Origin of the sequence: Caballeronia sp. RCC_10 (assembly GCF_041360715.1) — a bacterium.
Taxonomy (GTDB): Bacteria; Pseudomonadota; Gammaproteobacteria; order Burkholderiales; family Burkholderiaceae; genus Caballeronia; species Caballeronia grimmiae.
On record NZ_JBFUPT010000005.1, the window covers coordinates 327416 to 341191 of the forward strand.

At 62.6% G+C, this 13776-nt stretch carries 12 protein-coding genes and 1 tRNA gene; 12 read left to right on the forward strand and 1 reads right to left on the reverse strand.

The features are described 5' to 3' along the window. The first annotated feature begins 1 nt into the window (after position 1). The 4 genes from AB6804_RS13085 (at position 2) to AB6804_RS13100 (ending at position 5436) form a co-directional block, all read left to right on the forward strand. Complete coding sequence (locus AB6804_RS13085; RefSeq protein WP_370886789.1) at positions 2-1114, forward strand: ABC transporter permease; 1113 nt, start codon at positions 2-4, stop codon at positions 1112-1114. Further along, a complete protein-coding gene (locus AB6804_RS13090; protein WP_370886790.1) occupies positions 1111-2709 on the forward strand; it encodes an ABC transporter ATP-binding protein in 1599 nt (532 codons plus the stop codon). The genes AB6804_RS13085 and AB6804_RS13090 overlap by 4 nt, the downstream gene beginning before the upstream one ends. A gap of 147 nt (positions 2710-2856) precedes the next feature. Then, on the forward strand, positions 2857-3513 hold the full coding sequence (locus tag AB6804_RS13095; protein ID WP_035959397.1) for a C40 family peptidase: 657 nt from the start codon (positions 2857-2859) through the stop codon (positions 3511-3513). Positions 3514-3891: 378 nt separating this feature from the next. Then, positions 3892-5436, forward strand: coding sequence for a 2-isopropylmalate synthase (locus AB6804_RS13100; protein WP_370886791.1), 1545 nt, complete (start codon positions 3892-3894; stop codon positions 5434-5436). Between the two features lie 65 nt (positions 5437-5501). On the opposite strand, the gene AB6804_RS13105 is transcribed toward AB6804_RS13100, so the two are convergent. Next, positions 5502-6017 (reverse strand): hypothetical protein, encoded by a 516-nt coding sequence (locus AB6804_RS13105; RefSeq protein WP_370886792.1) that lies wholly within the window; start codon positions 6015-6017, stop codon positions 5502-5504. 148 nt (positions 6018-6165) lie between these two features. Here AB6804_RS13105 and AB6804_RS13110 point away from each other — a divergent pair, with 148 nt between their 5' ends. The 8 genes from AB6804_RS13110 (at position 6166) to AB6804_RS13145 (ending at position 13755) form a co-directional block, all read left to right on the forward strand. Further along, the gene (locus tag AB6804_RS13110; protein WP_370886793.1) at positions 6166-7446 is read left to right on the forward strand and encodes a branched-chain amino acid ABC transporter substrate-binding protein; all 1281 of its coding nucleotides are present in this window, start codon (positions 6166-6168) and stop codon (positions 7444-7446) included. Between the two features lie 165 nt (positions 7447-7611). Next, positions 7612-7881: a 30S ribosomal protein S15 gene (rpsO, locus tag AB6804_RS13115; RefSeq protein ID WP_035959394.1), complete on the forward strand. Its 270-nt coding sequence runs from the start codon at positions 7612-7614 to the stop codon at positions 7879-7881. Between the two features lie 368 nt (positions 7882-8249). Continuing rightward, on the forward strand, positions 8250-10385 hold the full coding sequence (gene pnp / locus AB6804_RS13120; protein ID WP_370886794.1) for a polyribonucleotide nucleotidyltransferase: 2136 nt from the start codon (positions 8250-8252) through the stop codon (positions 10383-10385). A 199-nt stretch (positions 10386-10584) separates the two neighbouring features. After that, complete coding sequence (locus AB6804_RS13125; RefSeq protein ID WP_370886795.1) at positions 10585-11601, forward strand: NAD(P)H-quinone oxidoreductase; 1017 nt, start codon at positions 10585-10587, stop codon at positions 11599-11601. Between the two features lie 186 nt (positions 11602-11787). Beyond that, positions 11788-12561 carry a triose-phosphate isomerase gene (gene tpiA, locus AB6804_RS13130; RefSeq protein ID WP_370886796.1) on the forward strand — a complete coding sequence of 258 codons (774 nt, stop codon included), beginning with the start codon at positions 11788-11790 and terminating at the stop codon, positions 12559-12561. A gap of 80 nt (positions 12562-12641) precedes the next feature. Next, positions 12642-13007 carry a preprotein translocase subunit SecG gene (secG, locus tag AB6804_RS13135; protein WP_370886797.1) on the forward strand — a complete coding sequence of 122 codons (366 nt, stop codon included), beginning with the start codon at positions 12642-12644 and terminating at the stop codon, positions 13005-13007. A gap of 126 nt (positions 13008-13133) precedes the next feature. Next, positions 13134-13218: transfer RNA gene (locus AB6804_RS13140), tRNA-Leu, on the forward strand. A gap of 177 nt (positions 13219-13395) precedes the next feature. Further along, complete coding sequence (locus AB6804_RS13145; RefSeq protein WP_035959388.1) at positions 13396-13755, forward strand: NADH-quinone oxidoreductase subunit A; 360 nt, start codon at positions 13396-13398, stop codon at positions 13753-13755. The last annotated feature ends 21 nt before the right edge of the window (positions 13756-13776 follow it).

A 13776-nucleotide genomic window follows, 5' to 3' on the forward strand; every position in this document is an offset into this window, starting at 1 on the left:
TTTGAATCGAGCCGCATCGTCGCGCCGCGCCGCGACCGCCAGCGACGGCCAGCCGCTTTCGAGCGAAGTATCGATCACGCCCGGACGGCGCGTATGGCTGCGCTTCCGGCAGAACCGGCTGGGCTACTGGAGCCTCGTGCTGTTCGTCGCGGCGTTCGTCATCAGTCTCGCCGGACCCCTGTGGTCGAACGACAAGCCGCTCGTCGTGCGCTATCAAGGGCAGTTGTACTTCCCGCTCGTGAAGACCTATTCGGAAACCACCTTCGGTGGCGACTTCCCGACGCCGGCCGATTATCTCGATCCCTTCGTGCGCGACCGCTTCAGCGCGCCCGGCAACTTCGCGGTGTATCCGCCGAATCACTATTACTACGACACGCTCAATTACTTCTCGAAGGGCTCGAACCCCGCGCCGCCATCGCGTGAAAACTGGCTCGGCACCGATGATCGCGGCCGCGACGTGTTTGCGCGGCTGCTCTACGGCTTTCGCGTGTCGGTGCTGTTCGCGCTGGTGCTGACGGCCATCGGCACAGTGCTGGGCGTGGTGGCGGGCGCGGTGCAGGGCTTCTTCGGGGGAAGGACGGATATCGTCGGGCAGCGATTGATCGAGATCTGGAGCGCGCTGCCGGAGCTTTATTTGCTGATCATCTTCGCGTCGATCTTCGAGCCGAGTCTCGTGCTGCTTATCGTGCTGCTGTCGCTGTTCGGGTGGATCGGGCTATCGGATTACGTGCGCGCGGAGTTTTTGCGCAATCGCACGCAGGACTACGTGCGCGCCGCCCGCGCAATGGGCCTGTCGAACTGGCAGATCATCTGGCGGCACGTGCTGCCCAATAGCCTGACGCCGGTCATCACGTTCCTGCCGTTCCGGATGAGCGGGGCGATCCTCGCGCTCACGAGCCTCGATTTTCTCGGCCTCGGCGTGCCGTCGCCGACGCCTTCGCTTGGCGAACTGCTCGCGCAGGGCAAAGCCAATCTGGACGCGTGGTGGATTTCGCTGTCGACTTTCGGCGTGCTCGTCGCGACGTTGCTGCTGCTCACGTTCATGGGCGACGCGCTGCGCAACGCACTCGACACGCGCATCGCGGATGCGGTGAAAGCGGGAGGCGGGCAGTGAGCGAACCGTTGCTCTCCATCGACGATCTGCGCGTGCGCTTCGGCGACACGCTGGCAGTCGACGGCGTGAGTCTCGACATTCGGCCCGGTGAGCGGGTGGCGCTCGTCGGCGAATCGGGTTCGGGCAAGAGCGTGACGGCGCTGTCGATCCTGCGGCTCATCCGAGATGCGCAAGTCAGCGGCTCTGTCCGCTTCGCCGGCGAGGAGTTGCTCACGAAAAGCGAGCACGCGATGCGCGGCCTGCGCGGGTCCGACATCGCGATGATCTTCCAGGAGCCGATGACCGCGCTGAACCCGCTCTACACGGTGGGCAATCAGATCAGCGAAACCATCCAGCTCCATGACGGCGCAAGCCCGCGTGAGGCGCGCGAGCGGGCTATCGCGCTGCTGGCGCGCACCGGCATCACCGAGCCGGAGCGACGCGTCGACAGCTATCCGCATCAGCTTTCGGGCGGACAGCGGCAGCGCGTGATGATCGCGATGGCGCTTGCATGCAGGCCGCGCCTCCTGCTGGCCGATGAGCCGACGACCGCGCTCGACGTGACGATCCGCGCCCAGATCGTCGAACTGCTGCTGGAGCTGCAGCGGGACGAGGCTGCCAAGCGCGGCATGGCGGTGCTGCTCATCACGCACGATCTGAATCTCGTGCGGCGGTTCGCCCAGCGCGTCGCGGTGATGGAGAAGGGCGTGCTCGTCGAAAGCGGCGCGGTCGATGCGATCTTTGAAGCGCCGCAGCATCCCTATACGCAGCGCCTTTTGCAGAGCCGGCCGAAGCGCAGCGTGCTGCCGGTGCTGCCGATCGCGCCCGTGCTGCTCGATGCGAAAGACGTTCGCGTGGAATATCCGACGCGGCTGCCGGGCTTTGCCGGCTGGTTCGGGCGTGGCCGCTTCAAGGCGGTCGATGACGTCACGCTCTCGGTCCGGCAAGGGGAAACGCTCGGGATCGTCGGGGAATCGGGATCGGGGAAGTCCACGCTCGCGATGGCGCTGCTCGGCCTGCAACGCATCTCGCACGGCAGCGTCGAGTTTCAGGGAAAGGCGCTGCAGGATTTTCGCGGACGCGAAAAAACAGTGCTGCGCTCAAACCTGCAAGTGGTGTTTCAGGACCCGTTCAGTTCGCTTTCGCCACGGCAGACGGTGGAGCGGATCGTCGGGGAAGGGCTGGCGCTGCACCGGCCGGAACTCAACGCAGACGCACGGCGCGCGAAGGTGATCGCCGTACTGCGTGAGGTCGGGCTGGATCGCACCGCGCTCACGCGCTATCCGCACGAATTCTCGGGCGGCCAGCGTCAACGCATCGCCATTGCACGGGCACTCGTGCTCGAGCCGAGTATTTTGATCCTCGACGAACCGACCAGCGCGCTCGATGTCTCAATCCAGACTCAAGTCCTGGCGCTTCTTGCCGATATTCAAAGAAAGCACAACTTGGGTTATGTCTTCATCAGCCACGATCTTCAAGTGATCGGCGCGATGGCGCACAGGGTCGCGGTGATGCGAGATGGAAATGTCGTCGAAACCGGGGACGTGGAGAAGATTTTTGCGAATCCGTCCGACGAATACACACGAAAGCTGCTGGCCGCTGCCCTGAATTCCTAAAAATCTTTCTTTTTCGTCAATTGCGTGTCCGCGTCCATTGTATTTTTCTATTTCTTTTGACAGTTAAATACTTTGTGGCTAGTATGCGTTCAAACTTTCGCATATCTCACTGATTTTTCAGTCTTTAATTGTAAAACCTACCGACCGATGCAGCCACTCACACTGACTCAGACATGCGCGCGCGCTGCCGCTGGCATGTTGATCGGCCTTCTGATGACAACAACTTCGGGCGCGTTTGCCGACGAAGTCAACAGTTACAGCCAAAATGCCGGCAACGGCAATCTCACTTCGAAGCCTACTGATGCAGCCACGCTCGACACCACGAGCACGCCTGGCGGCGCGAAGTCTTTCCTTTCCGGCATGGCGAGCAAAGCGGGCGACGTAGTCGTCGGCGCGCTCAACATGATCGGCGTGCGGTATCGCTGGGGCGGCAATACGCCGGACTCCGGCCTCGATTGCAGCGGCTTCGTGCGCTACGTGTTTCAGGACACGCTCGGCATGACGCTGCCGCGCCGCGCGGAAGAAATGAGCCGCGTGGGCGAGAAGGTCCGCGTGTCGGATCTGAAGCCGGGCGACCTCGTATTCTTCAATACGATGCGCCGGTCGTTCTCGCACGTAGGCATCTATATCGGCGACAACAAGTTCGTGCACTCGCCGTCCACCGGCAGCACGATTCGGGTCGACGACATGGAAAGCGGCTACTGGGAACAGCGATTCCAGGGTGCACGCCGTATCGAGAATGCCCAGATCGGCGACGGCAGCGAATTGCGTCAGCGCGTAAGCGCCACGCTCGGCGGCTACTGATCGACCGGTCGCTGCCTTATGACAGTCAACGAAAAGCCTGCTTCCTCGCGAACGCAGGCTTTTTTGTTTTTACGGCCCCGCTCGAAAAAGCAGCATGCCCCGGCTATGAAGCCCATCGGAAAGCCTCATTGCACGCGTATCCAAAAGCCGTTATAGTTTTCGAATGAACTTTTCTTCGTTCCCCCTCTCGTTTTCCCCGGCTGGTGCGCTGCTACGCGCGCTATCGCTACTAGCGCCGCTCGCGCGCTGATTCTTCTCGCCTCCCGTCTGCTCGTTCAAGGTTTTCGACGCCAGCGGTGGCGCGAACACCCGGATTCCGTTTTGTCGTTTCATCTTGATATTCCCAACAATCGATAAATCTCCCCACAGGAGCCCAAAATGGCAGCAGACAAGTTGATCATCTTCGATACGACCTTGCGCGACGGCGAGCAGTCCCCCGGCGCTTCGATGACGAAGGAGGAGAAGATTCGCATCGCCAAGCAGCTCGAGCGCATGAAAGTTGATGTGATCGAAGCGGGCTTCGCTGCGAGCTCGAACGGCGATTTCGACGCGATCAACACCATCGCCTCGCTCGTGAAGGACAGCACGGTCTGCTCGCTCGCCCGCGCCAACGACAAAGACATTCAGCGCGCCGCCGATGCGCTCAAGCCGGCGAACCAGTTCCGCATCCACACGTTCATCGCGACGTCGCCGCTGCACATGGAAAAGAAGCTGCGCATGACGCCGGAGCAGGTTTTCGAGCAGGCGCGGCTCGCCGTCCGCTTCGCGCGCAAGTTCACCGACGACGTCGAGTTCTCGCCGGAAGACGGCAGCCGCTCGGACATCGACTTCCTGTGCCGCGTGCTGGAAGCCGTCATTGCCGAAGGCGCGCGCACGATCAATATCGCGGATACGGTCGGCTACGGCGTGCCCGAACGCTACGGCAACCTCGTCAAAACGCTGCGCGAGCGCATCCCGAATTCCGACAAGGCAGTCTTTTCCGTGCACTGCCACGACGACCTCGGCATGGCCGTGGCGAACTCGCTCGCGGGCGTGCAGATCGGCGGCGCGCGCCAGGTGGAATGCACGATCAACGGCCTCGGTGAGCGCGCCGGCAATACGTCGCTCGAAGAGATCGTGATGGCGGTAAAGACACGCAAGGATTATTACGGGCTGGATGTCGGCATCGATACGACGCAGATCGTCCCGACCTCGAAGCTCGTGTCGCAGATTACGGGTTTCGTCGTGCAGCCGAACAAGGCGGTGGTCGGCGCGAACGCGTTCGCGCATGCGTCGGGCATCCACCAGGACGGCGTGCTCAAGGCGCGCGACACCTACGAAATCATGCGCGCGGAAGACGTGGGCTGGAGCGCGAACAAGATCGTGCTCGGCAAGCTGTCCGGCCGTAACGCGTTCAAGCAGCGGCTCGAGGAGTTGGGCGTGTCGCTGCAATCCGAAGCCGACGTCAACGCCGCGTTCGCTCGCTTCAAGGATCTGGCCGACCGCAAGGCGGAAATCTTCGACGAAGACATCATGCAGATCGTCTCGGAGGAATCGGCGGAAGCGCAGGCCAAGGAGCATTTCCGCTTCGTCTCGATGAAACAGCACTCGGAGACCGGCGAGCAGCCGCAAGCTAGCGTCGTGTTCGCGGTGGAAGGCGCGGAAGTCACGGGCGAAGCGCGCGGCAACGGTCCCGTCGATGCGACGCTGCACGCGATCGAATCGAAGGTGGATAGCGGCGCGGAACTCGTGCTGTATTCGGTCAACGCGATCACGACCGGTACGCAGGCGCAGGGCGAAGTGACGGTGCGTCTGTCTAAGAGTGGGCGCATCGTGAATGGCGTGGGCACCGATCCGGATATCGTCGCGGCGTCGGCGAAGGCGTATATCGCGGCGCTGAACAAGCTGCATTCGAAGGTGGAAAAGCTTAATCCGCAGCTTTGATGCGCGAGCGGTCCGCCTGAACAACGAAGCCCTCCGAGCGAGGGCTTCGTTGCGTTCGGGCTGCGTCAGAAGAGACTGCGCCGGTCGGGATCGTGCAGCGGATCGGGCGATTTCTGCGTCGTGCGCAGGACGCCCTGATCGTCGAAATAAAAGCTGTACATCAGATACCAGAAGTTCGCTTCCATATAGCGGTACGTCCATACCTCCCGCTTCATCAGCGGAAAGTACGACGTTTCGACCGGCCGGCCGAAGTTCACGAGGACGTCGTCCTTCGTCCACGTGCCGATCTGCGCTTTATAGAACTCGTTCTCGTCGAGCACTTGCCGCACGCTGACGATTCTGCCCGACGCATCGATATCGGCGGCGGTGGTGAATTCGCCGAGCGGCTGCGTCGGCCACATCAGGCGCTTGCCGCCGTTTGGCAAGTCATAGACTTCGCGCGGCGGGCCGAGGCGCGCAGTAATCGTCGACGCATCCGCGCCCGGCTGATAGTTCTGCCACGGTTGCGCGCAAGCCGACAGCAGAAGCGCGGCCCCCGCGCATGCCAGCGCGCCGCGCAGACGGATGAATGAATGCAGCATTGCAGCCTCCACGTGCTTGTCCCCGCGCACAGGCGGGAATCGTTGGTCGTTTTCCGTGATTCTGACACGCGGCGCAAGATGCATGCGCTCTTGCGTCGCGCCCACAGCCCGGCCTATGATCCGCGCTTCTTCTCTCCCGGAAGGATCGATGGCAAGCGTTCATCCCCCGAAAAAATTGCGATGGCTGCTCGCGTGCGTCGCGTCGATATGCGTTCAGGCCAGCGCCGCCGATCTGCCGCCGGTCAAGCTCGCGATGATCGAAGGCATGTCCGGTCCCTTCGCGAACGCGGGCGCGGCGGTCGAGCGCAATCTGCGCTTCGGCGTGGAGCGCGTGAATGCGCAGGGCGGCGTGAAGCTCGCCGACGGCATGCATCCGCTGCAACTGGTCGTGCTCGACGGCAAGGGCAGCAGCGAAGCCAGTCTCGTGCAATTGCGCGCCGCGATCGACGAGAAAATCGGCTTCGTCATGCAGGGCAACAGTTCGGCGGTGGCGGCGGCGCTCGTCGCGGCCATCGACAAGCAGAATGCGCGCGAGCCTGATCGCCGCGTGCTGTTCCTCAATTATTCCGCCGACGATCCCGCGCTCACCAACGACGCGTGCAGTTTCTGGCATTTCCGTTTCGATGCCCACGCCGGCATGCGCATGGACGCGCTCGCCGATGCGCTGGCGCGCGACCACGCCGTGAAGGAAGTCTATTTGCTCAATCAGGACTACAGCTTCGGTCACGATGTGAGCCGTGAGGCGCGGCGCGCGTTGCAGGAAAAGCGGCCCGACGTCGCAATCGCGGGCGACGAGTTTCATCCGATCGGACGCGTGAAGGACTTTGCGCCGTATATCGCGAAGATTCGCGCGAGCGGGGCGGATGCGATCATCACCGGCAACTGGGGCAACGATCTGACGCTGCTGGTCAAGGCCGCGCGCGAGCAGGGGCTGAACACGAAGTTCTACACGTTCTACGGCAATAGTCTGGGCGCGCCGGCCGCGCTCGGCGATGCCGGCGTGAAGCGCGTGATCGCCGTCGCGGACTGGCATCCGAACGCGGGCGGCGCGGCATCCGACGCGTACTACCTGGCGTTCCGCGCGCGCTTTCCGGCCGCATCGGACGATTACCTCGTGCTGCGCATGCCGATGATGATCGACATGCTCGCCGCCGCCATGACACGCGCCGGCAGCGCCGATCCGCTCGCCGTCGCACGCGCGCTCGAAGGCATGCGGTCCGAGGGCGGAGGCTTCCATCCATCGACGATGCGCGCGGCCGATCATCAACTGATTCAGCCTCTTTACGTAATGGAGATGGACAAGGCCGGCGCGCCGGGCGTGCAGTTCGACAACGAAGGTTCGGGATACGGCTTTCGCACGCTGCTTGCCGTGCCGGCGCAAGCCACCGCGCAGGCGACGACCTGCAAGATGGCGCGGCCGTCGCGCTAAGCGCCGGGACGGTCGCGTGCCGGCCGTGCCCTGTGCTATACTCTGCGCTTCGTTTTTGGCGTAAAGCTAGAGATGAAAGGAGACGGGCTCAGGCCGAGTCCGTCGAAGCAAACCACGGCACGGCCTTTCTTCCGTGACCGCCTGTCTGTTTCAAAGGAAAAGCAAATGTCCGTAGCAGAAGTCAAGAAATCCGACGTCGTCGCTGAGTACGCGCGCGGCGCCAACGACACCGGCTCCCCCGAAGTGCAAGTTGCACTGCTCACGAGCCGCATCAACGAACTGACCGTCCACTTCAAGGCCCACACGAAGGACCACCACAGCCGCCGCGGTCTGCTGCGCATGGTGAGCCGCCGTCGCAAGCTGCTCGACTACCTGAAGGGCAAGGATGCGGACCGTTATCGCTCGCTGATCGAAAAGCTGGGTCTGCGCAAGTAATTGGCCCATAACGTGGCTTCGCGGCCAGCGTTCTAACGAAGTGCCTGTGTCAGTTCGCTGATACAGGCATTTTGTTTTTGCGCGATCCGCTCGCGAAGTGGTGCCTGATCGAAGTTTGTGTCGGTCGGCACGTGTTGTTGAAGTCAGCAATTTCAGTTTCACCCGGATGAGTCATCCGGTCCGACGCACGGTCCAGCCTCGCGGCAGAGCTTTGTGTCATTCCAGCGCGGCACGGCGGCGCTAGCGCGCGTCGCGCTGGAATGGCATAACACACCTCTCAAGCGTGGCGCGGGACCGTCCCAGCCCAGCGCCGCTCGGTAGCCTCATGCGCTCGATCGAAGGCGCGGCGCAACCTAGAAGGAGTCGCAATGTTCAATAAAATCGTCAAAGAATTTAAGTGGGGACAACACAACGTCCGCCTCGAAACGGGTGAAATCGCGCGTCAGGCGAGCGGTGCGGTCATCGTCGACGTGGAAGACACCGTGGTTCTGGCCACGGTCGTCGGCGCGAAGACGGCCAAGCCGGGTCAGGACTTCTTCCCGCTGACCGTCGATTACCTCGAAAAGACTTATGCGGCCGGCAAGATCCCCGGCGGCTTCTTCCGCCGCGAAGGCCGTCCGTCGGAAGGCGAGACGCTCATCTCGCGCCTGATCGACCGTCCGCTGCGTCCGCTGTTCCCGGAAGGCTTCTATAACGAAGTGCAGGTCGTGATCCACGTCCTGTCGCTGAACCCTGAAATCCCGGCGGACATCCCCGCGCTGATCGGCGCGTCCGCAGCGCTGGCCGTTTCCGGCCTGCCGTTCAACGGCCCGGTCGGCGCCGCACGCGTCGCGTACATCAACAACGAATACGTGCTCAACCCGACGCGCGCGCAGATGAAGGAATCGGCGCTGGATCTGGTTGTCGCGGGCACGGAGCGCGCGGTGCTGATGGTCGAATCCGAAGCGCAGCAGCTTTCGGAAGAAGTGATGCTCGGCGCGGTCGTGTTCGGTCACGACCAGATGCAAACCGCGATCGACGCGATCCACGAACTCGTGCGCGACGGCGGCAAGCCGGAATGGGACTGGCAGCCGGCGCCGAAGAACGAAGCGCTGATTGCGCGCGTGACCGAAATCGCCAAGCCGGAACTCGAAGCGGCTTACCAGCTGCGCAACAAGCAAGCGCGTTCGGCCAAGCTGAAGGAAGTCTTCGCAGCGACGTCCGCAAAGCTCACCGAAGAAGCGGCGGCATCGGGCACGGCGGCAGCGGACGCGGCCACCGTCGGCAACGTGCTGTTCGACATCGAAGCGAAGATCGTCCGTACGCAGATTCTGAACGGCGAGCCGCGTATCGACGGCCGCGACACGCGCACGGTGCGTCCGATCGAAATCCGCACTGGCGTGCTGCCGCGCACGCACGGCTCGGCGCTCTTCACGCGCGGCGAGACGCAAGCGCTGGTCGTCGCCACGCTCGGCACGAAGGGCGATGAGCAGAACATCGACGCGCTCGAAGGCGAGTACCGCGAGCGCTTCATGCTCCACTACAACATGCCCCCGTTCGCAACCGGCGAAACCGGCCGCGTCGGTTCGCCGAAGCGCCGCGAAATCGGTCACGGGCGCCTGGCGAAGCGCGCGCTGGTCCCGTGTCTGCCGAGCGCCGACGAGTTCGGCTACTCGATCCGCGTCGTGTCGGAAATCACGGAATCGAACGGTTCGTCGTCGATGGCTTCGGTCTGCGGCGGCTGCCTCGCGCTGATGGACGCCGGCGTGCCGATGAAGGCGCACGTCGCGGGCATCGCAATGGGCCTGATTCTCGAAGGCAACAAGTTCGCGGTTCTGACCGACATCCTCGGCGACGAAGATCACCTCGGCGACATGGACTTCAAGGTGGCCGGAACGGCGCAAGGCGTAACCGCGCTGCAGATGGACATCAAGATCCAGGGCATCACGAAGGAAATCATGCAGGTCGCGCTCGCGCAAGCAAAGGAAGGCCGCATGCACATCCTCGGCAAGATGACCAGCGCCGTGCCGGGCACGAACACGGAACTGTCCGAGTTCGCGCCGCGCATGATCACGCTGAAGATCAACCCGGAAAAGATCCGCGACGTGATCGGCAAGGGCGGTTCGGTGATCCGCGCGCTGACGGAAGAGACCAACACGACCATCGATATTTCCGACGACGGCGTGGTGACGATCGCGAGCACGAGCTCCGAAGGCATGGCCGAGGCGAAGAAGCGCATCGAGAACATCACGGCTGAAGTGGAAGTCGGCCAGATCTACGAAGGTCCGGTGCTGAAGCTGCTGGATTTCGGCGCGATCGTCAATATCCTGCCGGGCAAGGACGGTCTGCTGCACATCTCGGAAATCGTCAACGAGCGCGTGAAGGACATCAACGACTATCTGAAGGAAGGCCAGATCGTGAAGGTCAAGGTCATCCAGACGGACGAGAAGGGCCGTGTGCGTCTGTCGGCCAAGGCGTTGCTGAACGAAGGCGCCCCAGCCGAGACGACGCACCCGCAGCAGTAATGCGGTAATGTGTCGACGGCCGGCTCGCATGCGCGAGCCGGCCGTTTTCATGTATGACGGCGTTCGGGCTATGCATTGTCCGACGCGTCATCGGATTCGATGGCAGTGTGGCGCGTGAATCGCGCGTCGCGTGCGCACTGCCATCCAATTCGAGCCGTAGCGTCATTCGATCAACCTGCCACGCATTCAGGGGAAAGCTATGAAGGCCATCGAAATCACGGAGTTCGGCGCACCCGAAGTGCTGAAGCTGGGCGAGCGTCCGATGCCCGAAGCGGGCGAGGGCGAAGTGCTGATCAAGGTCGCGGCTTCGGGCGTGAACCGGCCGGACGTCTTTCAACGCAAGGGCGCGTATGCACCGCCGCCGGGCGCGTCGGATTTGCCGGGGCTGGAAGTGGCGGGCGAGATCGTCGATGGCGACTTCGATTCGAAGCACAACCCGTTCGGTCTCAAGAAGGGCGATCGCGTGTGCGCGCTACTCGCGGGCGGCGGCTATGCGGAATACGCGGTCGCGCCGATCGAGCAATGCCTGCCGGTGCCGGCAGGCCTTTCCGATATCGAAGCGGCCTCGCTGCCCGAGACGTTCTTCACCGTATGGAGCAACGTGTTCGAGCGCGCGCATCTCGGCGCTGGCGAGAACGGTGAGGAGGAGACGCTGCTCGTGCAGGGCGGATCGAGCGGTATCGGCGTGACGGCGATTCAGATTGCGCGGGCGCTCGGTTTCCGCGTGTTCGCCACCGCCGGCAGCGACGAAAAGTGCCGCGCGTGCGAATCGCTCGGCGCGGAGCGCGCGATCAACTACAAGACGGAAGATTTCGTCGAAGTGGTGAAGTCGCTGACGAACGATCGCGGCGTCGACGTCATTCTCGATATGGTCGCCGGCGACTATCTGCCGCGCGAGCTGAAGGCGCTGGCCGACGGCGGCCGCATCTGCGTGATCGCGCTGCTCGGCGGTGCGAAGGCGGAGATCAATCTGAACGATATTTTGCGCCGCCGGCTCGTTATCACCGGCTCGACGCTGCGCCCGCGTCCTGTTGCGTTCAAGGCGAAGATCGCCGCGAAGCTGAAGGAGCGCGTGTGGCCGGAGATCGAAGCGGGACGCATCAAGCCGGTGATCCACCAGGTATTTCCGGCGGCCGAGGCGGCGGCCGCCCATGCGTTGATGGAGAGCAGCACCCACGTTGGCAAGATCGTGCTCGACTGGCGGGAGAACGCGTGACAGCGCGATGCAACGGCAGCGGCTTTGGCGGTTTGACCGGTTTCGCCGTATCACAGTAAAATCGCCTGTTTTGTAAGCAGTTTGCAGTTCACAGCGCTTCATTCCAATAACAGGGCGGCTTCCGTATCGAGAGGCCGTCTGATCGACTAAGAAGGCGGCTGTCGAAAGCCGCCGAGCGACGAGACAATGTTTAGAGAACGAGCAAAACTGGTGGTGGGCAACTGGAAGATGCATGGTCGCATCAAGGACAACGCGGCCCTGCTGACCGAAGTCGCCGCAGGCGCATCGGCTTTGCAGAATGGCGTGAGTGTCGGCGTGTGCGTGCCGTGCCCGTATCTCGCGCAATCGCAGGCGCTGCTTTCCGGCTCGCTGTTGCGCTGGGGCGTGCAGGATATTTCGGCGCATGCGCAAGGCGCCTACACCGGTGAAGTCGCTGCAGAAATGGCGGCCGATTTCGGCGCGACCTATGCGATCGTCGGGCATTCGGAGCGGCGCGCGTATCATCGCGAAACGCCCGAGCTCGTCGCGGCGAAGGCGCGTCGTGCGCTGGAAGCGGGTTTGACACCGATCGTCTGTATCGGCGAAACGCTCGAAGAGCGCGAATCGGGCGCGACGGAGCAAGTCATCGGCGCGCAACTGGACGCCGTGCTGCTTATGTTGAGCGAGGAGGAAGCGGCGCGCATCGTCATCGCCTATGAACCGGTGTGGGCGATCGGCACGGGCAAGAGCGCGACGGCCGAGCAGGCGCAGGGCGTTCACGCCTTCGTGCGCGGCAAGCTGGCCGAGAAGGGCGAAGCGGTAGCGAACGTGCCGGTGTTGTATGGCGGCAGCGTGAAGCCCGAGAACGCGCAGGAATTGTTCGGGCAACGGGACATCGACGGCGGGCTGATTGGCGGCGCGTCGCTGAAGTCGAAAGATTTTCTTGCGATCTGCCAGGCGGCGCACACCGCGACGCGATAAGCGGCCGGACGCAGGGCAGTAGAAAGAGTAAGTCGCGGCACGTGAGTGTCACGGAAACATCAAGATCTAGGTGAGTTTAAATGCTGTATTTGAAGACATTGATTATCGTCGTCCAGTTGCTGTCGGCGCTTGGCGTTATCGGGCTCGTGCTGCTGCAACACGGCAAGGGCGCAGACATGGGCGCGGCGTTCGGCAGCGGGGCATCGGGAAGCCTGTTCGGCGCGACCGGATCGGCGAACTTCCTCTCGCGCACGACCGCCGTCCTCGCGGCGATCTTCTTCATCACGACGCTTGCGTTGACCTATCTCGGCAGCTACAAGCCGCAGACCTCGGCTGGCGTGCTGGGCGGCACCGCTCCCGCTGCATCGGCGCCCGCTTCGGGTGCGTCGGCACCGGCCGCAACGGCTCCCGCATCGGCGGCGCCGGGCACTGACGTGCCGAAATAACGTCCGGAACTTTTTTCGCGAAATTCGTGTTTTATGCGTTGAACAATTCTTGAGGCCTAGTTATAATTCAAGTCTTGAAGCGATTCGCGGCAATTAAGAAGTTGTTTTCCCGGATTGCAGTACAGTGCCGACGTGGTGAAATTGGTAGACACGCTATCTTGAGGGGGTAGTGGCGAAAGCTGTGCGAGTTCGAGTCTCGCCGTCGGCACCAAAAGTTATCCAATGCCAGCCGCTTGCTTCGCTTCGGCTGGCATTGTCACTTCTGGAGTACCCTTATGCTGCCGCGTGGCATCGTGAGTGGTCCCAAGTGAGTTCCGTCGCCGGGTGGTCTGTCCCGGCAGAAGCGCCCAATCATCGACTGACCGAACCTACCGATCTGAGGATAGCCTTGAACCTCGCACCCTATTACCCCGTCTTCTTGTTCCTCGTGGTGGGCCTTGGTTTAGGTATAGCGTTGGTCAGCATCGGCAAGATTCTCGGTCCCAGCAAGCCTGACACCGAAAAGAACGCGCCTTACGAGTGCGGCTTCGAAGCCTTCGAAGACGCCCGTATGAAGTTCGATGTGCGTTACTATCTCGTCGCAATTCTTTTCATCATTTTCGACCTTGAGACGGCGTTCCTGTTTCCGTGGGGCGTGGCTCTGCGTGATATCGGCTGGCCCGGCTTCATGGCCATGATGATCTTTCTGCTCGAATTCCTGCTCGGCTTCGCCTACATCTGGAGAAAGGGCGGCCTCGACTGGGAGTAACGGGTAGATCACCGGATTCAT